A 20,585-nucleotide genomic window follows, 5' to 3' on the forward strand; every position below is an offset into this window, starting at 1 on the left:
GTTCCTCAGGGACGAGAACTTCAAACGTGGGCCGGCGGTTGCGACTGGAACAGGCGCAATGCAACAAGACAGCTGAGCCCGGCGATGCCGGCCATCAGGGCGAAGGACTCCAGGCTGGCCCCGGCGCCTAGCAGAGCCAGCAGCGAACCTGCCGCGCTCATCACCGCAATGGAAATCATCCCGACCATGGCCGAGACCAGTCCTTTGCTGTCGGAGCTGGCGAATAGCGCCAATCGATACAGCGCCGCATTGCCCATGCCGAGTCCAAGGGCATATAGCGACAGACCGCTGACCAGTATCGGCAGCGCAAGATCGAACCGACTGGCGATGACCAGTGCGATCAGGCCGGCGCACAAGGGCCAGAGGCTATAACGGAGCACCCCGTGGACACCGGCCCGTTCCACCAGCCCGTTGAGCAGGAGGTTGCCAAGGATCACCGCGGCGAAGACCGGCATCTGCCACAGCCCGTACAGGAGCGGTGAAAGGTCCTGGCCCTGGATCAACAACTGGGGCGACAGTCCTATCCAGGCGATCAGCGGCAGACTCATCAGGCCGAGCGCTACGCTGGCGGCCATGAATCCTGCATGTCCCAGTAATGCGCCATAACGCTTGAGCAGGGAGCGCAATTCGAAGGGTTCGAGGGGCGGTGGTTTTCCGTCCGTCTGCCCGGTCCCCGCGTTTTGCGGCATGAACCACCACAGGGCCAGCCAGCTCACCGCCCCGAGGCCCGCGAGCAATAGAAACAGTTCGCGCCAGGACAACCATTGCAACAGCACCCCACCGAGCAACGGCCCCAGCAGGGGAGAAAGAAGCGCGAGGTTACCCAGCAGCGCCATGACTCTTACGGCGTCCGATTCGCTGAACATTTCCTGTATGGCGGGATAGCTGACGGCAATCACGAAGCCCAGGCCCATGCCCTGGATCAGGCGCAGGGCATTGAATCCGAGCATGTGGCTGACCTGCGTGATTGCCGCGCAAGCCAGCGCAAAGCCGGCGCAGCCGGCGAGCATGAACAGCCGGCGCCCATGGTGATCCGATAACGGGCCGATCAGCCACGGCAACACGACGCCGCCCAACAGGTAAAGGTTGAACGCATAGGGAATTTGATCCGCGGCGGCACCCAGTTCCTCGGTGACACCAGGCATGGCGGGCATGACCAGGTCGCTGGCCAGATAGGTCAGCAGTTCAAAAAGCGCGATAGCCAGGCAAAAACCTGTCAATCGATGTGACGAGAAGGTTGTCAGCGAGTTTTGCATGGTTCCCAACGTTATTTTCCATAAGGAGGTAGGTGCCTCTTTTCGAGAATACGTGGGGGAGTTTCAGGGTCGAAATAAGCCCTGGCCTCAGTTTGCGAAGGAAACCGGACCCAAGGTCGTACGAACAACGCTCGTAAATGGCGGACGTGTCGCCGCGATGAAGGGAATTAATCCGATAGCTGGCAGAAAGGCCGTATTGAACCGACCGAATATCCTGGTTGCGCACAGGTGCGCCTTCGGCTGTACCATGGGGCCCCGCCTGTGCCTCTTGTCCCCGCCATCGGGAATGCATCGGGCAAGCAGTCGGATACAACGGATACATTCAGGAACTGGCAATGACCCATTCGCAACGTTTGAAATACTCGATTCTGATCGTCCTCGTCGTCCTTGCAATCATGCTGGGCCTGTCCTGGATGCAGAACAAAGGCATGATCAGCGAACAGCTGTTTCAGTACATCGCCATTGCCGTGGCGGTCGTCGTGGTGGTGGTCAATGGTGTGATGCGTCGAAAGGTCAAGCCTTAGGCTCTGTACGAAAAGCCTTGATACTCGTTCATGCTGCGTTGAAAACAGCCTCGCAATGCTCATGTACTCCAGTACACTGCGCTTGCTCGGCTGTTTTCGCCTTGCCTGACCTTCGTCTCAAGACTTTTCGTACAGAGCCTAGGCGTTGTATGAAGCACTGTCATTCCCCGGCCTCGAGCACGGCGATTGCCCTGGCATGCAAGCTGTAGCTCTTGTCGGGGTTCAGCGTCAGCACACCCTCGCTGCACAGTCGTTTCAAGACTTCGCGCACGCTGAGAAAGGACAATGGAATGTCCAGTCCCGCCAGTTGACTGTGGATGCCTCGCACACCCAGGCCCCGGTTCTGCGCAGCTGCGGTGAGTAACGTATCGATGACCTTGAGGCGAATCAGGCTGGTCCTGAGCCCGAAACTCTTGAGCAAACGCTTGATGTGCTCATTGTTGCCTCGTTCCGCTGGCCTGGCGAACACGCGCTGGGCAGCTGTCATCGGGACGCCGGTCGGCCCTGGTTTTTTACCCTCCATGGGTAGTTGCGTGTCATGCATGCAAAACTCCTTACCAGCCTGATCAGAAAAGGTCACAAACGCTCTCCTGTATAGGACGAACGAAGGCGATCAATCATGAAGCCCTGGATGTGAAAAAAAACCGGGATGCCGGCAAAGCCCCGTGTTCCAGCGACCGCGAGGCTATTAATTTTTTTTCATCCGGTTCGTTTCCAGGGGAGGCGCATTCCCGGTCGTGCACGGTGAATGCGGATGGCCAGGCCGGATCCGATGTTTTTCCCCGTTGTCATATCGGGAGAGCGGTCCTGGTTCTTGCAGTTTTTTCGATCAGGAGTGAACGTGAGAAAGTCCGGGCAGTTATCGAAATTGCGTCTTGCAGGCGCATGTTTAGGAATGGGCCTGGCGCTCACTTCGGTCGCCAACGCTCAAGGCGATGCAGGCCAGGCCAGCGCTGAGATCCGTCGAACCCAATTTGGCGTCCCCCACATCCGGGCCGAGAATGAACGCGGCCTGGGTTACGGCATCGGCTATGCCTATGCCCAGGACAATCTTTGCCTGCTCGCCAACGAGATCGTCACAGTCAACGGCCAGCGCTCCCGCTACTTCGGACCCGAGCAGGTCACGGTGGAACAGCGCAAAAACAGCGCAAGCGACGTGTTCTTCAACTGGCTCAACACCCCGCAGGCGGTTTCCGGTTTCTGGCAAGCCCAGACACCCCAGGTCCAACAGCTGGTCGAGGGCTATGTGACCGGTTACAACCGGGCCCTGGCCGAGCGCCGGGCCAAAGGGCTGCCCGAGCAGTGCGCGAGCGACTGGGTGCGGCCCATCACGGCGCTGGACCTGGTCAAGTTGACCCGCCGCCTGCTGGTGGAAGGGGGCGTTGGCCAGTTCGCCGAAGCCCTGGCTGGCGCGCAACCGCCCCAGGCGGCCGCCAGCATTGGTGGCCCGGCCGATTTTTCAGTCGCAGCGCTGCAGCAGCAGCGTTTTGCCCTGGAGCGTGGCAGCAACGGGCTGGCCATCGGCAGCGAGCGTTCGTTCAACGGACGCGGCATGCTGCTGGCGAACCCACATTTCCCGTGGGTGGGGGGCATGCGCTTTTATCAGATGCACCTGACCATTCCCGGCAAGCTGGACGTCATGGGGGCTGCCTTGCCGGGATTACCGATGATCAACATCGGTTTCAGCCGGCACCTGGCCTGGACCCACACGGTCGATACGTCCAAGCATTTCACTCTGTACCGTCTGCAACTCGACCCCAAGGACCCGACCCGCTATTTGCTCGATGGCAAATCCGTTCCGATGAGCCAACAGGCGGTCACGGTGGACATCAAACAACCCGATGGGCAGGTGAAGACGATTTCACGGGTGGTCTACGGCTCGCAGTTCGGTCCGGTCGTGCAATGGCCGGGGCGGCTGGATTGGGATCGACGCTTCGCCTACAGCCTGCGGGACGCGAATCTGGAGAACGACCGGGTACTGGCACAGTGGTACGCCATGAATCGGGCGGTCACGCTCAAGGACCTGCAAACGGCCGTCCATGAGATCCAGGGCATTCCCTGGGTCAATACCCTGGCGGTTGACGACCACGGGCAGAGTCTGTACATGAACTTGTCGGTGGTGCCGAACGTGGATGCTGACAAGCTGGCTCGCTGCAGTGACCCTCGGCTCGGTTCGAAGCTGATCGTATTGGATGGCTCGCGCAGCGAGTGTGCCTGGGACATCGATCCCGAAGCGGCGCAGCAAGGCATTTATGCCGCCGAAAGGCAGCCACAGCTGTTGCGCCGCGACTACGTGCAGAATTCCAACGATTCGGCCTGGATGACCAACCCTTCGCAGCCCTTGTCAGGCTATTCGCCCTTGATCAGCCAACAAGGCCAGCCGCTGGGCCCACGGGCACGTTTTGCGTTGGACCGACTCGACAAGCTGGCCAGGAAAGGGCCGGTACGCGTAGAGGACCTGCAGCGCATGGTCATGGACGATCAGGTTTATCTGGCTGATCAGGTCATGCCGGACCTGCTCCGGTTCTGCTCCGCTGATCCGGGACCCGAGGCTGCGGCACTCGCGCAGGTGTGTACCCGCCTGAAGGCCTGGGACCGTACGGCTGGCCTGGATAGCGGATTGGGGTTCATTCATTTCCAGCACATCATGGAGGGCTTGCAGGCTGTCCCTGACTTCTGGCGCGTACCTTTCGATCCCCAAGACCCGCAACAGACCCCGCGAGGCCTGGCGATCGAGCAGCCTGCGGTTATCGAGGCGTTGCGCAAGGCCATGCTCGCTTCGGCGGATGCGGTCAAGGCGGCCGGGTTGTCAGTGGACAGTCGCTGGCAGGACGTCCAGGTTGCCAGCAGTCGTGGTCGACAGACGCCAATCCATGGAGGGCCGGGGGAACTGGGGATCTACAACGCAATCCAGAGTGTGCCGCGCGCGAATGGCAAGCGGGAAGTGGTCGGCGGTACCAGTTACCTGCAAGTGGTCACCTTTGATGACAAAGGCCCTCAGGCTCAAGGATTACTGGCGTTTTCCGTCTCCAGCGACCCCGCATCCCCCCATGCGGCAGACCAGACCGAAGCGTTCTCCAGGAAACAATGGAGCGTGTTGCCCTTTACCGAACAGCAGATCAAGGCCGATCCGTACTATCAGGCACTGATTATCCGTGAACGGGATGAGGCGGGAAGGGTGGCTACGCAGTAGGCCGAGGGCGCCGGACTTATCGGCACGGAAGCCGCCATCTCGCTCCTGTTGGGAGAGACGGCGGCTTCTTCACTGATTGGCGGGTCGTTGACCGACGGTGTTGAGGACCGGATTGCCATCCTTGTTCTGCGTCAGGTAGACCGGTAGCACCTTTGGTAACGAAGGCACCAGGTTCTTCACTTCGCTGATGTTGTAGATACCGCCGATACGCAGGGCTCCGGTGTTGTTATCGGCCAGCATGACGGGATGGTCGAGGTAGCGGTTGATCAATGGCAGGGCGTCGGTAAGGGTGAGGTTATTCAGCACCAGCTTGCCGTTGCGCCACGCCAATGAGTTGTCGTCGGCGGGGATCTCGCGGACCTGCGCCTGGAAGTCGCCGGCTTTGTAACTTGCCTGCATGCCGGGTGTGAGCCGCGAACCGTTCTGGGTCAGTGCCTGGTTGCTGGCGACCAGTACCGAGCCTTCCACCAGTGTGACCCGTACCTGATCCTGATACATCCATACGTTGAAGCGGGTACCGGTCACCCGTACCTGGCCTTGGCCGGCCCGGACGATGAATGGGTGCTGGGTATCATGGCTGACTTCGAAGAAGGCCTCGCCCCTTTTCAACGTAACCCGCCGCTCATTCTTGTAGTTGGCGAACACCAGCTCGCTGCCCAGGTTGAGCTCGACCTGACTGCCGTCGCCCAACGTGATGCGGCGAACGCTTGCGTCGGCTTCGAATCGCTCATAGGAATTGGCAAGCCAGCCCAGGTTCCAGCCTGTGTAGGCAGCCAGTGGCAGGCCCACCACCAGCACCGCGGCGGCGGTGGCCAGCGAACGCCAGCGCGACCGAGGCCGGGGCATCGGGGGCGGCGGCGCAGGCTCGACGCGGGGCAGGTGATCGGCGACATCCCAGATTTCCAGCATGGCTTCGTATTCGAAGGCGTGCAGGGGATCGGCATCGTGCCATTGCCTGAAGGCCAGTCGTTCGGCATCGGTGCAGTCGGCAGCATGCATGCGCATGCACCAGTGCGCGGCCGCATCGGTAATGGCGTCGTATTCGGCTTCCGACAGTGTTCGTTCGGTCATTGACTCTTCCTGGTTTGCCGCATTCTAACCTTCGGTATGACCTGTCGAGAACAGTCGTTATGACGTTTGCACGCCAAATGAGCCTGTTTTTTTGGCACAAAGCGTCCACGCCGGTAGGGTGCCGTCGAAGCATCTCACGGTTCCCGTGAAAAAAAGATCAACTGTGCCCACAGGGCGTGGGCTAAGACGCCCCGGCAGGGCTCTGAGCGGGCGGGTCGAGCTGACGCCCCAGCATGCAGATGAGCAACGTCATGGAGTCGGCGTTTCGGAGTATGACGTCGATGCGCTTGTCCGCTGAATTGGGGTCCAGAAAAATATCACGGGCTTCGCTCAGGGTTTTTGCGCCTGTGACCTTGAGGATTTCGCTGGCCATGTCTTTGAAGGGCCGCAACAGTTCCAGGCTCTTGAGCTCGCCAGCGATGTGATCCCATGCCATGAATAACTTGGACCTTGGCGTGGTCAGCGACAATCCGTGGAGTTGACGGGCTTTCAGGTCACCCTGCTTGAATCGGCCTAGCTCGGAGTCTGTCGAGATGAGGTCGTAGAACGGCAGCGCCGCGTCCAGGTAGACAATGTCGTACGTATCGAAAAGCTGATGGGTTATTTCATGGATGAGGGTCGCTCCCTGCGCATGAGCATCGACATTGAACGTCTCCGGGACCAGCTCCTTGTATTGATCCAGCCCCACCTCGAAGAACAGTTGGGTCAAATAGATTCTTCCCTCTGCCTTCGCCCCCAGGACGAATGCAGTCGATGTGTCGTCGATGTCCTTGAGGTTTCCGATCACGATGCGGTCGGCGTTCTGCGATTCCCAGGAAGGATCGGCCAATGCCTTGCAGATCGGCGAAATCGCGGTATTGATTTTTTCGATCAGGTTCGCATCGACACGACTGACGCCGAAGAAAAGCTTCAGGAAAGTGTCCAGCCTGGAGCCCGGTGTCAGTTGTCGCCGAGCTTGCCCAAGATTATGCAGTGCATTCGATGAATAGAACCTTGCGGTCTCCAGTGCCTGCACGATTGCATTGGCACAGTGAGGATATTTTCTGCGTATCTGCGTCATACCTTTGGCTTCGATATTGAGCGAGATGGTCGCCTTGTAGTCGCTATATGAGTTTGCCAGGGTCGACATCACCTTGCCGTAACGAATGGTTTGTCGATTTGGGTCAATCAGCCATTCCTGGCCCCCGGGCGCTTTTTTCAGTATCGGTCCTTCTCCATTCTCATGGACGATGCGCCACACCTGGTTGGCTTTCGCCACCTGGAAGACTTTACCGGCCAGGCAGGCATACGCTTTGCTGGACCCGGCGGCGCGGTAGGTGCCGTCGATAAGGTTTCGCTGCAGGTCGCACAGGCTGACGTCCGTAGCCTCGAAGGCTTGCAGATTGGTGCGGGTCGGGGCGGTGGACGCGATATCCGGCCAACTGGCGGGGGCCGCTACGGAGGCGGTTGGCGAGACTGGATCGAGCAGACCGAACGTGTCGTCGCGATTGAGAAAGCCCAGCGACACCATTTCTGCCGCACCGGCGACAAAATCATGCATGCCAGTCTTCCAGTCATGTTGCTGCAAGGCCTCGGCAGACGCTTTGAAATCCTGGTAGCTCTCCCACAGGGTCTCGAAAAACGCCAGTTTGCCCGGCAGGTGCCGTCCTGCGAACTTCACTCCGGAGCTGAATACATGCAGGACCGTTTCCCAGTCGAATTGACGCTTGCTGTCGGTTTGCGTAGTCAACAAGTCCGATAACACCTGCACATTGTCGTCAAACAACGCATCGAACAGATTTCCCCGAATTGGATTGGAGGCCAGGGTGATCTCCGAGCGCTGTCCCATTGTAGAGGCGAACAGGTTCCTGAATAGACTTTGCTGGTTCGCGGGAAGCCGATTGATCACCAGATCCTGAAGCGCTCCCGGCAGGTTGAGCGCAGCGATAAGGCTCGCTTCGTCTTTGAACTCGGTAAGGGCCGGGCCTGCTAGGTAAGGCGAGTACAGCACGTGGGGCGCTTTCGCATCGGTGCTCGATCCGATCAGGTACAGTCCCAGGGCTTTGATGGCCGTGGCACCGTCGGTTTTGATCAGCTCCAATGGCCGAATCAGCGCATTCGCCCCCCTCACGGCCTGACGCGCGATGGCGTCCGGCATGTCCAGTACCTGGCGGATCAGATCGAATGCGGAAGGGGACAGGTATTGTTGCAAATGGCGTGCGTGGGCGTATTGCAACAGTTGCCAGGGTAATTGACGGCGAAAACGCTGCCTTCTCGATTGGGCGTCCACGCCCTTGCCGGAAAGCTTTTCCTGGACGTGTTGCTTATACGAGGTGGCGATATCGAGTGACAGTTGCATCTGTTTGACGGTCGTTTCGTTGAGGCGCTCAGGCAATGTTTGCCGGGAAGTAGAGGACACCGTGAATCCGGTCCTTTGGGTTGACTCGAGGTGATTCAAGGCGAAATCGGTCAGCGGACTGGCAGGGCCTGCGAGTGCCAGGTTCGGCGTGATCTGAAGTGTGGCCGGGTCCAGGTCGTTTTCGGCAAAGCGCGCATTCAGCAGTGTTTTCAGTTTTTTGTACGCATACGTGTGCAGCGGCTCGATGCCGTCCAGATAGTCTTTGCCGTCGCTCACGTTGCTCCTGTATTGCTCCAGCAGATCAACGTGCAGGCGTTGATCTTCAAGAGAGGCCGAGCCGAGCCAGGCGGGCAATTTCTGTCGCCATCTGTCGGCCTGGGCAATACGTATCGCGCGCGGAAGGTTGGTGGGAGCGCCTTTGTTCACCAGGGATTTCAGACTCTTTGCAAGAGCCTGCCCGGTCAGTTGCCAGTCTCCGCTTTTCAATGTGCTCAAGTAGCCTTGCTCGGCCTCGAAAAAATGGATGAAGGAGTTCATCCGGTTCAACAGGACGTTGTCCTCGATCAGCTCAAATGCCTCGAGCTGATATCGGCCATGGGGCTTGCGTTGAGCAGGGGGCAGGTTGGCCAACAGGCTGAAGCGTTTTCTGGAGTCGAGCAGGTACCGGTTGATTTCCCGGGTGGCGATTTCGACGGAGGGAAAAACCTGAAGCCCATCCGAAGGTGTCCAGAGAATCGCCAGGCCTGAATAAGGCGTGTCCAGGCCTCCGCGTTCGGTCAGAAAAAAACAATTGGCGACAGGAAGGGACGTCGTCTGGTCTTCCGTGATGCAACTGAGTCTCAAGGCGTAGACATCTGGCCGAAAGCCTTTGACGCCGATACGTTGATCACGGTCCGGGTAATCGGGGTCGTAGGCGAAAACGCTGCCGATGAGGTCGTGGGCAGCCGGCGCCAGTGTGCCGTCAAGCTCCCGTAGCTCGGCCTCGGCGCGTATTCCGACGGAGAATACGTTGGTGAGTTTCGAACGCAAACCTCTCAACTCCTTGAGCAGGGAGAGGTCAGTGGAGACCGACAGTTGGCCGAACAGTGTGTTGAAAGCGTCCTCGACGCTGGCATAAGTCTTGATTTTTCTTTCCAACTGATCGGCCATCAGACTGGATGGGCGCAAGTCTCCATGAAGCGCTGGCCGGGTGCCCCAATGACCGCTGGTTTGATGCCTCAGGAGGCTTTTGTCGACCAGGGTCCGTATGTCCAACGCCTTGTCGACGAGGGCATGTACGTTCATTTTGTCCTGGCGGGACATTTCCAAGGTGTAATGGAGATTGTTGATCTGTTTGGCAATGATTGAGTTCGCCAGGGACTCGAATACCGGCAAGGCCACCGGATGCCCCGACACTTGTGGTTCGTCGAAGCGCAAGAAACGGTTGCGCTCCTCCAGGCTCATGAGACCGTACAACGCTTCCTTTCGCGTGGTGCTGGCTGGCGTATCGAACAGCGCGTGCTTGAAACCCAGATAATCCTCGACGACCTGCACGCCCTGGCTGGGTGTATAGAGGTAGTGCCCTTTGGCGCTGATCATCAATGAGCCCGCAAGCTCTACGTACAGCGGGGCGTACTCCCAGAGACGAATCGTTTCGATGAACTGCAGCGGTTCGTCCGGGCGGGAAGGCCTGAACAGCCGCAGCAGCTCCCGGCTTTGCGTAGCCGTCAGTTGTCGTTGTTCCCGCTTGATCAGGATGTCCGCTCGCATTGCATCGCTGAGCACCTGGGAAAGAAACGACCGGCGTGGCGCATGAAAAGGGCCGCTGGCGTCCCAGTACGTCTCGATGCAGCCGACAAGCCGGGGAATCAGGCTTGCGGCGGTGACCCTCAGCAGGCTTTCCCACTCCCGCGAATTACCGGGCGATGCCGTTATTTCCGGGTGCACGAATTCGACGTCATGTCCGTAGGGGCGTCCCTGATGGTGAAAGTAGACCAGGATCGCGTCGGCCAATGACAGGATTCTGGTTACTTTATGGGTCTTGGACTCGCCCGGACTGCCGTGAGTGCTGATGGCCACCCGGGTATGCCGATGGTCGAAGTTCGAGGCTACTTCGTTCAGTATCTCGTCGAGCATCCGGTTCAGCGAGGGTAGTGCGATCAGCTGCTTCACCAACAGCTGCCCGTTGAGGGCTTGAGTGTGCTCGATGGATTCGACCTGGGACCTGAAGACATCACCTTCAATTGGTTTACGGGTCAGCACGATGGTAGTCGCGCCGTTCAGTTCGGCCCGTTGAGAGATTGAAAGCAGTTGGAACAAAGCGTCTCGCTCGGCGGGGATCGCCAGCATTTCGTTGATCTTCGTTTCGAGAGATTCCAGGCTGTCGAATTTTTCAATACCACGCCAGGGCGTGTAGAGAAACGCAGGCTTGTCGTTCGATGTACCGGCTTCTGGCAGGGCGGACAGGGCAAAGCAGCCGGCCAGTGGGATCGGGGCCTTGTCCTCGACTTCGAACAGAAGGGTTTCGGCAGTCATCGGGGGCGTCTGCGCGGCGCGTAGGGTGTGGCTGGGCAGCGCGGCGTGGTGCAGCCAGTCGAGGTCCTGCTGTGTCAATCCGTCGGGTGAGATCAGTTCGGCCAGGCGGGTGGCCCCCAGTACTTCGGGAAACAGCAGTGGCGTGGTTTCGGTGGTCATCGTCGCTTCTCGGTCAAGGCGCCGCGAGGCGGCACTCCAATGAAAAGCGGTCAGGCTAGGGGGGAGTGAACAGGCAAGGGTGGTACATAGTTACCGCACGCCAGGCTCCGGAGCTGTCAAGCTGCAGGGCCTTCAGGCCTGTCTGCGCGAAGGTTGACAGCGTATTCGTGAAGCAGTGTTAATCACCGGGCTGGTTTCTCTAACGCTGTTGCTACCTCCAACAATCACTCTGGAGCTTCAGATGTCTGCGCAATCCGATCACACCGCTTCCGGCCCCCTGTCCTACGATGCCCTGGTGAGTTTGCTGGAGAAGATTTTCCTGCGGCATGGCACTTCGGCCGAAGTCGCCCGGACCCTGGCGCAGAACTGCGCCAGCGCTGAGCGCGACGGTGCCCACAGCCATGGGGTCTTTCGCATTCCCGGCTATGTCTCGACGCTCAAGAGCGGTTGGGTGAATGGCCAGGCAGTGCCGGTGGTCGAGGACATCGCATCAGGGTTCGTCCGGGTGGACGCCGGTAACGGTTTCGCCCAACCGGCCCTGGCCGCCGCGCGTCCATTGTTGGTGGCGAAGGCCCGTAGTGCCGGCATCGCGGTACTGGCTATCCGAAACTCGCACCACTTCGCGGCGCTCTGGCCGGATGTCGAGCCGTTTGCCTACGAAGGGTTGGTGGCGCTGAGCGTGGTGAACAGCATGACGTGCGTGGTGCCCCATGGCGCGGATCGTCCGTTGTTCGGCACCAACCCCATTGCCTTCGCCGCGCCTCGGGCCGGTGGCGAGCCGATTGTCTTCGACCTGGCGACCAGCGCCATTGCCCACGGTGACGTGCAGATCGCTGCCCGCAAGGGCGAGCTGTTACCGCCGGGCATGGGGGTGGATAGCCAGGGCCGACCGACATGCGATCCGAAGGCGATTCTCGAAGGGGGCGCCCTCTTGCCGTTTGGCGGGCACAAGGGCTCTGCGTTATCGATGATGGTCGAGTTGCTGGCCGCCGCCCTGACCGGAGGCAATTTTTCCTTCGAATTCGACTGGAACAACCACCCGGGTGCCAAGACGCCGTGGACCGGCCAGTTACTGATCGTGATCGACCCGAGCAAGGCCGCCGGGCAGGACTTCGCCGAGCGCAGCCAGGAACTGGTCAGGCAAATGCAGGGGGTGGGCCTGCAACGGCTGCCAGGGGATCGTCGGCATCGCGAGCGTCGTCAATCCAATGAGAGCGGGATTGCACTGGATGAGCAGACGATGGCGCAGTTGCGGGAGCTTGCGGGCGTATAACCAGGATGTAGGATCTGGGCTTACCCGCGATAGCGTTCTGCCTGAATCGGTGATGTTGGAGGCACTGGCCTCATCGCGAGCAGGCTCGCTCCCACGGGGGTTGGTGGTGTGTCTGAAAGAACGCTGTCCTTGTGGGAGCGAGCCCTGCTCCTCAGGTGTGGCGGGTCAGCGCCGTCCGAGCAATAAGCCCACCACCAGCCCGAAGCCGGCGGAAATTGCCACGGTTTGCCACGGGTGGCCGCCAATGTAATTTTCGGTGGCATCTACCATGGGGCGGGTGCGTTCACGCGCACTGGCAAGCGAATCCAGGGCCAGTTGCAGTTTCTGGGTGATCTGGCCCCGCAGGTTCTCGGCGTCTTCGCCGACCAGCGCTGTGCTGCTCTTGAGCAGCTTTTCCGACTCTTCGATCAGGACCTTCAGTTCGCTGAACACTTGATCCTTGATTTGCTCTCCGTTTGCTTGCTCGGTGTTTTTACGAGGCATCGAATGGCTCCTGGGGGATGGCGATGAACAATTGAGTGTGACGCTTGAGCGAAAGTTGCAGCCTTGGGCAATCATCGCAGTATCCAAACTCAATCGGGGTTAAGACGTTTCCCTGCAAGGTGTAAGATGTCGCCTATTTACGCAACAGGTAATTCCCCATGAGCTTCAATCTGGCTGACAAGCCCCTGGCCGAGCGCGCCGCACTGGAAGACGAAAAATCCCGACTGTTCGAACTGTGGCAGAACAATCTGGGCAAGGCCAAGGGTGAGGCCGCCCGTTTGTTCGGTGAGCGTTCCAAGCGCAAGGGCAAGTGGGCCGAGTGGGTGCGTGCGGAACTGGACGGCATGTCGCCTCCGGAATTCGCCAATATGGTGCGCAGTGAAGTCAATCGTCTGATGGCGGCAAATAAATAGGTCTATGCAAAGGTGGCGACAATAGCCTCGCGAACCTTGATCACCGCAGGATCCATTTGGGTTGGGGTTCGCCAGCCCAGTTCGATAGGGTAGCGCGGTAATGCAATGGGACAGGGCAACAACGCCAGACCGCTGAGCGCCGCGATGGCCCTGGCGGCATGCCTCGGAATGGTCGCTACCGCCTGGCTGCCCTTGAGCAGAAACGGCAATGCGGCAAAATGAGTGGTCGACGCGCACACCTTCCGGCTCAGCCCGAGCCCGGCCAACCCCTCGTCGGTGATACCGATGAAGCCGCCGGATGAGACCAGCAGATGTTCGCGGGCCACGAACGCATCTAGCGTGAGGGTCACCTGGTCCTCTGCCAGGCTGGCCTGGTCGACCAGGCACGCATAATCGCCTTCCCCCAATACCTGGCGACTGAGCAACCGCTGCGAAAACCCTCCCGCCGTGATCGCCAGGTCCAGGGTGCGCTCCATCAGGTTACGGCCAACGATCTGGCTGTGGGTCTGGCGGAAAATCAACCGCAATCCGGGCGCACGTCGGGCCACTTCTTCGATCAGCCGCCGCCCATAAGCCACCTCGAAGTCATCGGACAGACCGACGATGACCGAGCGACCTTCGTAGCGACCGGCATCCGGATCGATCATCGCCAGGCTCTGGCGACACTTGTCCAGTGCATCGCTGATGACCGGTTTGAGCTGGTTGGCCCGCAAAGTCGGGGCCAGGCCGCGGCCGGTGCGCACGAATAATTGATCGTCATACAGACCTCGCAATCTGCGCAGGGCAGCGCTGATGGCCGACTGTGTCACACCCAGGCGCAGGGCGGCCCGGCTGGCGCTGGACTCGTCGTGCAGGGCTTCGAAGGTCTTGAGCAGATTGAGGTCGACGTCTTCGATATTCATATGGCTCATATCATTTAGCAGTGTTCAGGGCTTTATTCATGATCAATCGGCGTCCGAAAATCGGCAACACCCTAATAATCAGGAGTTGCAACCCATGCCAAAATCCATCGTCGCCGCCCTGCAGATCGGTTCCTTGCCCGGCGGCAAGGGCGAAACCCTGGCGCAGATCCTCTCTTATGAGGAGGCAATACGTCAGGCCGGTGCCCGATTGGTGGTCATGCCCGAGGCCCTGCTGGGCGGGTATCCCAAGGGAGAAGGTTTCGGTACTCAACTGGGCTATCGGCTGCCGGAGGGACGCGAGGCGTTCGCCCGCTATTTCGCCAATGCCATCGACGTGCCCGGGGTCGAGACCGAAGCGCTGGCCGGGCTCTCGGCGCGCACCGGGGCGAGCCTGGTGCTGGGCGTGATCGAGCGGGCTGGCAGTACGCTTTATTGCACGGCCCTGTATTTCGAACCCGAGGCAGGTCTGGTGGCCAGGCATCGCAAACTGATGCCCACCGGCACGGAGCGGCTGATCTGGGGCAAGGGCGATGGCTCGACATTGCCAGTGATCGACAGCCAGGTCGGCCGTGTGGGCGCGGCGGTGTGCTGGGAAAACATGATGCCGCTGCTGCGCACGGCGATGTACGCCAAGGGCGTCGAGGTGTGGTGTGCGCCGACGGTGGATGAACGGGATATGTGGCAGGTGACCATGCGTCACATTGCCCATGAGGGCCGGTGCTTCGTGGTCAGCGCCTGTCAGGTCCAGGCCTCGCCCCAGGCGCTGGGGATCGAGATCGCGAACTGGCCGACCGAACGTCCGTTGATCGCCGGCGGCAGTGTCATCGTCGGCCCCATGGGGGATGTGTTGGCCGGTCCGCTGAAAGACAGGGCAGGGTTGCTGACGGCTGAAATCGATACCGACGATCTGGTGCGGGCGCGCTACGACTATGACGTGGTCGGGCATTATGCCCGGCCGGATGTGTTCGAGCTGGTGGTGGACGAGCGGGCCAGGCCCGGCGTGCGGTTTACCGCGTAAGTCACCAAGTGGTCGTGGGGGCCCGCAAGTCCAGGGTCCCGCGGTCGACGAAGCGCACGGTACCGAACAACCCGCCCGCGAGCTTGCCCTTGAGCACGTAGGGCAGGTTGTCCAGGCTCTGGGCCTGGCTCAGGCCCAGCGTTTGGCGCAGCACCGAAAAAGCCGAAATGCTGACTGGCACACTCAGCACCTGCTCGGAAAACCTCGGGATGGAGCCTGTCTGATCACTCACCCCTGACGCCAGCGTGCGTCCATTGACCTCCAGGTCCAGCGCCACGCCGTTATAGTCGATGCCGATGTCGTTGGGGTTCTGCAAGCGCAGTTTCACCGCGAAACGCATCTCCAGTTCCTGGCTGGGCAAGGGTTCGATGCCCACCACATTGATGTTCAGCGGATCATGGCGCTGCAAGAGGGTACAGCCGCTCAGGCTCATGAGCATCAGGAGAATGGACGAACCAATGATTCTGCGCATGGGACTCTCACGATTAGTAGGGAACCAGAGGACGCCGGGCTCCTGACAGTTTCTGACACCGGCCTCTGCTAATCTGCGTCAACTTTTTCCTTCCGGATAGTCCATCGTGTCGCGTACCACCCGGCTGCTCACTTTGTTGCAAGTCTTGCGCGGCAAGCGCTGTCCGGTTACCGCCGCGACATTGGCGGCCGAGTTGAAGGTGTCCGAGCGCACACTCTATCGGGATATCGCCGAGCTGACCGCCCTTGGGGCGCCGATCCAGGGGGAGGCCGGCATCGGTTATGTCTTGCGTAGCGGTTTGTTCCTGCCGCCCCTGATGTTCACGGCGGACGAAATCGAGGCCATTGTGTTGGGCTTGCGCTACGTGGATCAGCGTGGCGACGAGGTGCTGGGCAAGGCCGCTGCCGATGCCTTGGCGAAGGTCGCCGCCGTGCTGGCCCCTGACGTCCGGGATGCCTTGCAGAACCCGACGGTGCTGCCCGGTCCGCCGGGTTATGGCTACCCGCAGAATACCGTGGAATTGAATGTGTACCGCCAGGCCATTCGTACCCAGGCGAAGCTGTTCATCGATTACGTCGACGTCAACAACACACCGAGCCAGCGGTTGATCTGGCCGCTCGCCCTGGGCTTTTTCAACGAGGCGCGGGTCGTGGTGGCCTGGTGCGAATTGCGCGGTGCCTACCGGACCTTTCGCACCGATCGGATTGCGTCCGCCACCGAGCAGGGAGAGCGCTATCCCGGCAGGCGCAGCGATCTGTTGCGAGCCTGGATGAAGCTCATGCAACTGGATGAAACCGGACGTTTCACTCCTGACAAAAACTGACATTGCGCTGTTTTAGCATGGGGCCAGATCGATAAAACAAGGAGCCGTACCATGTCCAATCCCGTCTCTTCCCTGGCCCCGGCCATCGCCGGCTACATAGCGGCCGCCAATGCCCGTGACAGTTCGGCGGCGGTGCGTTTTTTCGCCGAGGACGCCAATGTCTTCGATGAGGGCCAACACCGGGCAGGCACCCAGGCCATCGCCCAATGGATGGAGGACACCGCCCAACGTTACCAGCCTCGGGTGGAAGTCCTGAACGTGCAGCAACGCACCGGCAAGGTGCTGGTACACAACCTGATCTCCGGGACCTTTCCCGGCAGCCCACTGGAGTTGCGGTACACCTTCCGGCTCGATGAACAAGGGAAGATCAGCCGGCTGGATATCTCCGTCTAGAGCCGCAATTGTGTAGGACCAGAGCCTGCTCGCGAAAGCGGTGGGTCAGTCTGCATGGATTTTTGATAGGCGACCGCAGTGCCTTCATCGCGGACAAGCCTTGCTCCCACAGGGTTTCCACGTGGCATACTCCCGGCTTCTCTTTTCGGACCCGGGCCGCATGTCTTTCGATTCTCCCCTGAGTGCCTGGCAGCATGCCATCGAGCATCACGGTTTCGTCCAGGACGAAGCCCAGGAGTTGGCCATCATGGCCCTGGAGCAATGCCACAAGGCGGTGCACGAGGGTCGGAAATCAATTCAGGGCGTCTATCTCTGGGGGCCGGTAGGACGTGGCAAGACCTGGTTGATGGATCGTTTCTATGAAAGTCTCAAGGTCCCGGCGCGACGTCAGCATTTCCACCATTTCATGGCCTGGGTGCACCAGCGCTCATTCCAGCTCACCGGCACGCCGGATCCCCTGCAGGCCCTGGCCCGTGAGTTGAGCGCCGAGGTGCGGGTGCTGTGTTTCGACGAACTGTTCGTCACCGACATCGGTGATGCCATGATTCTCGGTCGGCTGTTCCAGGTGATGTTCGAGCGGGGCATGGTGATCGTCAGCACCTCCAACCTGCCGCCCGAAGAACTTTATGCCAATGGCCACAACCGTGAGCGGTTCCTGTCGACCATCACGGCGATCAAGCAACACATGCAAATCGTGCCGGTGAACGGGTGGCAAGACCATCGCCAGCACCCGGGTGCGCTGCAACAACGTTATTGGTTGTTGGAAGCCGGGCAGCCCGACCCCCTGGCTGAAACTTTTGCCCGATTGACCGCAGGGCAAGCCCTTGGCAGCGGGCCGATAGAAGTGGGCCATCGGTCGCTTGAACCGGTCCAGGCCAGCGACACGGTACTCTGGAGTCGGTACGCGGACCTGTGCGAACAGCCGTTTTCGGCCCTGGATTTCATGGCGTTGTGTGACCGCTTCAGGGTTATTCTGCTCAGCGACGTGCCCAGCCTGAGTGCCCAACAACGCGAGGGACGAATCGCCCGAGGTACCGAAGACGCTGTCGAGCGGGTCGAGGCGGGAGATCGGGAGTTGCCACAGCTGTCGGTTCACGATGACGGAGTGAGGCGCTTCATCGCCCTGATCGATGAATGCTACGATCGCAAAGTGCCGCTGTACCTTTCGGCCCGGGTGCCGATGGAACAGTTGTACACCGAGGGCTATCTGCAATTTCCGTTTCGCCGTACCCTCAGTCGCCTCCAGGAAATGCAACTGCAACGTTTTGGTCAGCCTGTCTGACCGGTATCCGCCGACGGCCCGAAGCGTCGGTATCAGCACAGAGAGATCGACGTTCATGGAAGAAGCCAAGGACATTCTTGTACTGCAAGCCAGCTACACCAATCCGGTCCACGCCGAAGCGATCTGCCATGTGCTCAATGGCTATGCCGAGGATCCGATGGGGATCGGACGGCCGCTGGCGCCCGAAGTGCTGCTGCATCTGCCCGAGGAATTGGCCAAGCGCCCCTATGCCTTCAGCGTGCTGGCTTTCGTCAATGGCGAGCCGGCAGGACTGGTCAATTGTTTCGAAGGTTTCTCGACCTTTGCCTGCCGTCCGCTGGTGAATATTCATGACGTTGCCGTGATGAAAGCCTTTCGCGGGTTGGGCCTGAGCCAGCAGATGTTGCGCAAGGTCGAGGACATTGCGCGCCAGCGAGGTTGCTGCAAGATCACCCTGGAGGTGCTGGAAGGCAATGCCGTGGCACAGGCCAGCTATGCCAGGTTCGGCTTTTCCGCCGGCATGTTCGACCCGGAGCATGGCCGCATGCTGTTCTGGACCAAATTCCTGTAGCCCTGAGGTACTGTGGGAGCGGGCTTGCTCGCGAAGGCTGAGTGTCGAGCGACGCAAATGTCGGCGGTTACGACGTCTTCGCGAGCAAGCCCGCTCCCGCAGCGTTTGTCTGGCCTACTGCTGTACGAGCCGAGGCTGAGGGGCCTTGGGCTGAATCAGGCTGAAGTCGATCAGTGCCTTGTGCTGGCGCTGGTGAGGATTTCCGATCATCAGCGGTCGGGCCATGAACTCATTACTGACCAGGCTCCTGCTACGGTCCAGTTCATCGAAGCTCAAGCCTGCCAGGTCCGCCCAGGTGTGAATCAATTGAGAGCTGCTGTATGGCCGTGACAGTTCGGCAGCGAAGTTCCAGTCATGGGTTTCCCGCCACTTGGGCGAAGCCCAGGCGATGAACGGAATGGTGTACATCGGCGCGGTAGGTTTGCCTTCGTTGCGACCCAGGGTGTCGTTGCCCGGCGAGTCGAACACGTCTTCGCCGTGGTCCGACAGGTACAGCAAAAAGCCGTTGGGGTCGGTTCTGGCATAGTCCTTGATCAGGCTGGACACCACGAAGTCGTTATACAGCACCGCATTGTCGTAGCTGTTATAGGTCGGGACCTGGTCGTCTCGCACACCTGCCGGCACGCCCTGACGGTCCTTGAATTTGTTGAACGTCGGCGGATACCGATACTGATAACTCATGTGGGTACCCAACAGGTGCACCACGATCAGCTTGCGCGGCGCACTGTCGGCCAGGGCCTTGTTGAATGGGGCAATGACATCGCCATCGTACTGCGCGGCGTTCTGGTTGCGGTTGTTGTTCAGGTACACCTGCTCGTCGGCCTGCTGGGAGAAGGTGGTGAGCATGGTGTTGCGCTTGGTCATGGTCTGCTGGTTGGTGATCCAGAACGTCTTGTAGCCCGCCTGTTTCATCATGCTGACCAGTGAAGGCGTGGTCAGGTACAGGTCCGGGTTCTGCTCGTCGGCAAACGTCAGGACCTGTTGCAGCGCTTCGATGGTGTAGGGGCGCGGGGTGATCACGTTATCGAACACCGACAACTGGTCCTTGAGCTTGTCCAGCTCCGGGGTGGTTGCCCGCGGATAGCCATACAGGCTCATGCGCTGGCGGTTGGTGGACTCACCGAGGACCAGCACCAGGGTCGCGGGCTGATTGGCCGTGGCGTCCTTGAGGTTGCGCAGTGGCGGGATCTGACTGGCGCTGTGGAGCATGCCCTGCATGTTGCTCAGTTGTTCGCCGTAACGACGGTAGGCCACCAGCATTTGCCAAGGCACAGCCGGCTCGATTCGATCCTCGAATTTCTCCAGGCCGCCGGCCCAGGTGCCGGTGCGCAGGGTTTGCTTGACCAGCGGATAACCGACCACGGCCACCATGATCACGGCCGCGATTGCCATGGCCTGGCCCTTGGGCAGGTACACCGGGCGCAGACGCGTCCAGAGCAGATAACCGACTGCGGTGTGCGCCAGGAATGCCGGCACCATCCACCAGGCAAAATACTGGGTCAGGTATTCCCCGGCTTCCGCCACGTTCGACTCGAACATGATGAAGATGACGCTCTGGGAGAATTCCTGCTGATAGATGAAGAAGTAACCGAGGCTGGCCATGGAGCAAGCCCACAGCACCACGCCGATCAGAGCGGCGAGCGAGCGGGTCCGGGAGGGGAACAACAGCATGGGTGCCGGCCACACGGCGCTCATGATGAATGCCTGGCGAAATCCGGTGAAGCCGGAGGTATCGCTTACCAGGATGAGCAGTTGGGTAATGCCCGAAAAATACCAGAAAAACAGAAAAAGCCAGCCTAATCCGGCCCAATCGAAACCTTTCGCAGTCGTTTTGCTGCGTTTTAACAAGCTCATCAGCGCTCCAGCCTCTGTCGAAGAAATCCCGGGTAGCGAAGCCACCCGCAGGCGCGCGCCGACCAAC

At 60.1% G+C, this 20,585-nt stretch carries 17 protein-coding genes; 9 read left to right on the forward strand and 8 right to left on the reverse strand.

The features are described from left to right. Positions 1-20: 20 nt before the first annotated feature. Positions 21-1,256 (reverse strand): MdfA family multidrug efflux MFS transporter, encoded by a 1,236-nt coding sequence (locus tag AD666_RS10705; RefSeq protein ID WP_053151437.1) that lies wholly within the window; start codon positions 1,254-1,256, stop codon positions 21-23. Between the two features lie 335 nt (positions 1,257-1,591). Here AD666_RS10705 and AD666_RS10710 point away from each other — a divergent pair, with 335 nt between their 5' ends. Beyond that, a complete protein-coding gene (locus AD666_RS10710; RefSeq protein WP_053151440.1) occupies positions 1,592-1,780 on the forward strand; it encodes a hypothetical protein in 189 nt (62 codons plus the stop codon). 160 nt (positions 1,781-1,940) lie between these two features. Here AD666_RS10710 and AD666_RS10715 read toward each other — a convergent pair whose 3' ends face one another. Beyond that, the gene (locus AD666_RS10715) at positions 1,941-2,324 is read right to left on the reverse strand and encodes a fe2+ zn2+ uptake regulation protein (protein ID WP_053151443.1); all 384 of its coding nucleotides are present in this window, start codon (positions 2,322-2,324) and stop codon (positions 1,941-1,943) included. Positions 2,325-2,675: 351 nt separating this feature from the next. Between AD666_RS10715 and AD666_RS10720 the strand changes: the two genes are divergently transcribed. Beyond that, positions 2,676-4,973, forward strand: a complete 2,298-nt coding sequence (locus tag AD666_RS10720) for an acylase (RefSeq protein WP_053151446.1) — start codon at positions 2,676-2,678, stop codon at positions 4,971-4,973. A gap of 69 nt (positions 4,974-5,042) precedes the next feature. Here AD666_RS10720 and AD666_RS10725 read toward each other — a convergent pair whose 3' ends face one another. Next, positions 5,043-6,044, reverse strand: coding sequence for a FecR family protein (locus AD666_RS10725; RefSeq protein ID WP_053151455.1), 1,002 nt, complete (start codon positions 6,042-6,044; stop codon positions 5,043-5,045). A gap of 181 nt (positions 6,045-6,225) precedes the next feature. Further along, positions 6,226-11,055 (reverse strand): dermonecrotic toxin domain-containing protein, encoded by a 4,830-nt coding sequence (locus AD666_RS10730; RefSeq protein ID WP_053151457.1) that lies wholly within the window; start codon positions 11,053-11,055, stop codon positions 6,226-6,228. A 241-nt stretch (positions 11,056-11,296) separates the two neighbouring features. On the opposite strand from AD666_RS10730, the gene AD666_RS10735 reads away from it, so the two are divergent. After that, on the forward strand, positions 11,297-12,328 hold the full coding sequence (locus AD666_RS10735; protein WP_053151459.1) for an Ldh family oxidoreductase: 1,032 nt from the start codon (positions 11,297-11,299) through the stop codon (positions 12,326-12,328). A 165-nt stretch (positions 12,329-12,493) separates the two neighbouring features. On the opposite strand, the gene AD666_RS10740 is transcribed toward AD666_RS10735, so the two are convergent. Continuing rightward, on the reverse strand, positions 12,494-12,811 hold the full coding sequence (locus AD666_RS10740; protein ID WP_053151462.1) for a YqjD family protein: 318 nt from the start codon (positions 12,809-12,811) through the stop codon (positions 12,494-12,496). A gap of 158 nt (positions 12,812-12,969) precedes the next feature. Between AD666_RS10740 and AD666_RS10745 the strand changes: the two genes are divergently transcribed. Next, positions 12,970-13,224, forward strand: a complete 255-nt coding sequence (locus AD666_RS10745; protein ID WP_053151465.1) for a hypothetical protein — start codon at positions 12,970-12,972, stop codon at positions 13,222-13,224. Positions 13,225-13,226: 2 nt separating this feature from the next. Here AD666_RS10745 and AD666_RS10750 read toward each other — a convergent pair whose 3' ends face one another. Next, complete coding sequence (locus AD666_RS10750; RefSeq protein WP_053151467.1) at positions 13,227-14,135, reverse strand: LysR substrate-binding domain-containing protein; 909 nt, start codon at positions 14,133-14,135, stop codon at positions 13,227-13,229. 85 nt (positions 14,136-14,220) lie between these two features. Here AD666_RS10750 and AD666_RS10755 point away from each other — a divergent pair, with 85 nt between their 5' ends. Further along, positions 14,221-15,144, forward strand: coding sequence for a carbon-nitrogen hydrolase family protein (locus AD666_RS10755; protein ID WP_053151470.1), 924 nt, complete (start codon positions 14,221-14,223; stop codon positions 15,142-15,144). A gap of 1 nt (position 15,145) precedes the next feature. Here AD666_RS10755 and AD666_RS10760 read toward each other — a convergent pair whose 3' ends face one another. Continuing rightward, positions 15,146-15,616 (reverse strand): LEA type 2 family protein, encoded by a 471-nt coding sequence (locus tag AD666_RS10760; protein ID WP_053151473.1) that lies wholly within the window; start codon positions 15,614-15,616, stop codon positions 15,146-15,148. Positions 15,617-15,722: 106 nt separating this feature from the next. Here AD666_RS10760 and AD666_RS10765 point away from each other — a divergent pair, with 106 nt between their 5' ends. The 4 genes from AD666_RS10765 to AD666_RS10780 all read left to right on the forward strand — a co-directional run bounded on the left by AD666_RS10765 (position 15,723) and on the right by AD666_RS10780 (position 18,664). Continuing rightward, positions 15,723-16,439, forward strand: a complete 717-nt coding sequence (locus AD666_RS10765; RefSeq protein WP_053151478.1) for a YafY family protein — start codon at positions 15,723-15,725, stop codon at positions 16,437-16,439. Positions 16,440-16,490: 51 nt separating this feature from the next. Beyond that, positions 16,491-16,832 (forward strand): nuclear transport factor 2 family protein, encoded by a 342-nt coding sequence (locus AD666_RS10770; RefSeq protein ID WP_053151480.1) that lies wholly within the window; start codon positions 16,491-16,493, stop codon positions 16,830-16,832. Positions 16,833-16,992: 160 nt separating this feature from the next. Further along, positions 16,993-18,114, forward strand: a complete 1,122-nt coding sequence (gene zapE / locus AD666_RS10775) for a cell division protein ZapE (RefSeq protein WP_053151482.1) — start codon at positions 16,993-16,995, stop codon at positions 18,112-18,114. Positions 18,115-18,169: 55 nt separating this feature from the next. Continuing rightward, on the forward strand, positions 18,170-18,664 hold the full coding sequence (locus AD666_RS10780; RefSeq protein WP_053151484.1) for a GNAT family N-acetyltransferase: 495 nt from the start codon (positions 18,170-18,172) through the stop codon (positions 18,662-18,664). Between the two features lie 114 nt (positions 18,665-18,778). Here the strand turns inward: AD666_RS10780 and AD666_RS10785 are convergent, their stop codons facing one another. Then, positions 18,779-20,518 (reverse strand): phosphoethanolamine transferase CptA, encoded by a 1,740-nt coding sequence (locus AD666_RS10785; RefSeq protein ID WP_053151486.1) that lies wholly within the window; start codon positions 20,516-20,518, stop codon positions 18,779-18,781. Positions 20,519-20,585 lie beyond the last annotated feature (67 nt).

Origin of the sequence: Pseudomonas sp. Pf153 (genome assembly GCF_001269775.1) — a bacterium.
GTDB lineage: Bacteria > Pseudomonadota > Gammaproteobacteria > Pseudomonadales > Pseudomonadaceae > Aquipseudomonas > Aquipseudomonas uvaldensis.

Excerpts from the sequence above, each read along its gene's own strand:
- AD666_RS10710 (WP_053151440.1), top strand. The coding sequence starts at position 1,592 with ATGACCCATTCGCAACGTTTGAAATACTCGATTCTGATCGTCCTCGTC.
- AD666_RS10780 (WP_053151484.1), top strand. The coding sequence starts at position 18,170 with ATGGAAGAAGCCAAGGACATTCTTGTACTGCAAGCCAGCTACACCAAT.
- AD666_RS10785 (WP_053151486.1), bottom strand. The coding sequence starts at position 20,518 with ATGAGCTTGTTAAAACGCAGCAAAACGACTGCGAAAGGTTTCGATTGG.
- AD666_RS10705 (WP_053151437.1), bottom strand. The coding sequence starts at position 1,256 with ATGCAAAACTCGCTGACAACCTTCTCGTCACATCGATTGACAGGTTTT.
- AD666_RS10760 (WP_053151473.1), bottom strand. The coding sequence starts at position 15,616 with ATGCGCAGAATCATTGGTTCGTCCATTCTCCTGATGCTCATGAGCCTG.
- AD666_RS10725 (WP_053151455.1), bottom strand. The coding sequence starts at position 6,044 with ATGACCGAACGAACACTGTCGGAAGCCGAATACGACGCCATTACCGAT.
- AD666_RS10745 (WP_053151465.1), top strand. The coding sequence starts at position 12,970 with ATGAGCTTCAATCTGGCTGACAAGCCCCTGGCCGAGCGCGCCGCACTG.
- zapE (WP_053151482.1), top strand. The coding sequence starts at position 16,993 with ATGTCTTTCGATTCTCCCCTGAGTGCCTGGCAGCATGCCATCGAGCAT.
- AD666_RS10720 (WP_053151446.1), top strand. The coding sequence starts at position 2,676 with ATGGGCCTGGCGCTCACTTCGGTCGCCAACGCTCAAGGCGATGCAGGC.
- AD666_RS10730 (WP_053151457.1), bottom strand. The coding sequence starts at position 11,055 with ATGACCACCGAAACCACGCCACTGCTGTTTCCCGAAGTACTGGGGGCC.
- AD666_RS10770 (WP_053151480.1), top strand. The coding sequence starts at position 16,491 with ATGTCCAATCCCGTCTCTTCCCTGGCCCCGGCCATCGCCGGCTACATA.
- AD666_RS10750 (WP_053151467.1), bottom strand. The coding sequence starts at position 14,135 with ATGAGCCATATGAATATCGAAGACGTCGACCTCAATCTGCTCAAGACC.
- AD666_RS10755 (WP_053151470.1), top strand. The coding sequence starts at position 14,221 with ATGCCAAAATCCATCGTCGCCGCCCTGCAGATCGGTTCCTTGCCCGGC.
- AD666_RS10740 (WP_053151462.1), bottom strand. The coding sequence starts at position 12,811 with ATGCCTCGTAAAAACACCGAGCAAGCAAACGGAGAGCAAATCAAGGAT.
- AD666_RS10735 (WP_053151459.1), top strand. The coding sequence starts at position 11,297 with ATGTCTGCGCAATCCGATCACACCGCTTCCGGCCCCCTGTCCTACGAT.
- AD666_RS10715 (WP_053151443.1), bottom strand. The coding sequence starts at position 2,324 with ATGCATGACACGCAACTACCCATGGAGGGTAAAAAACCAGGGCCGACC.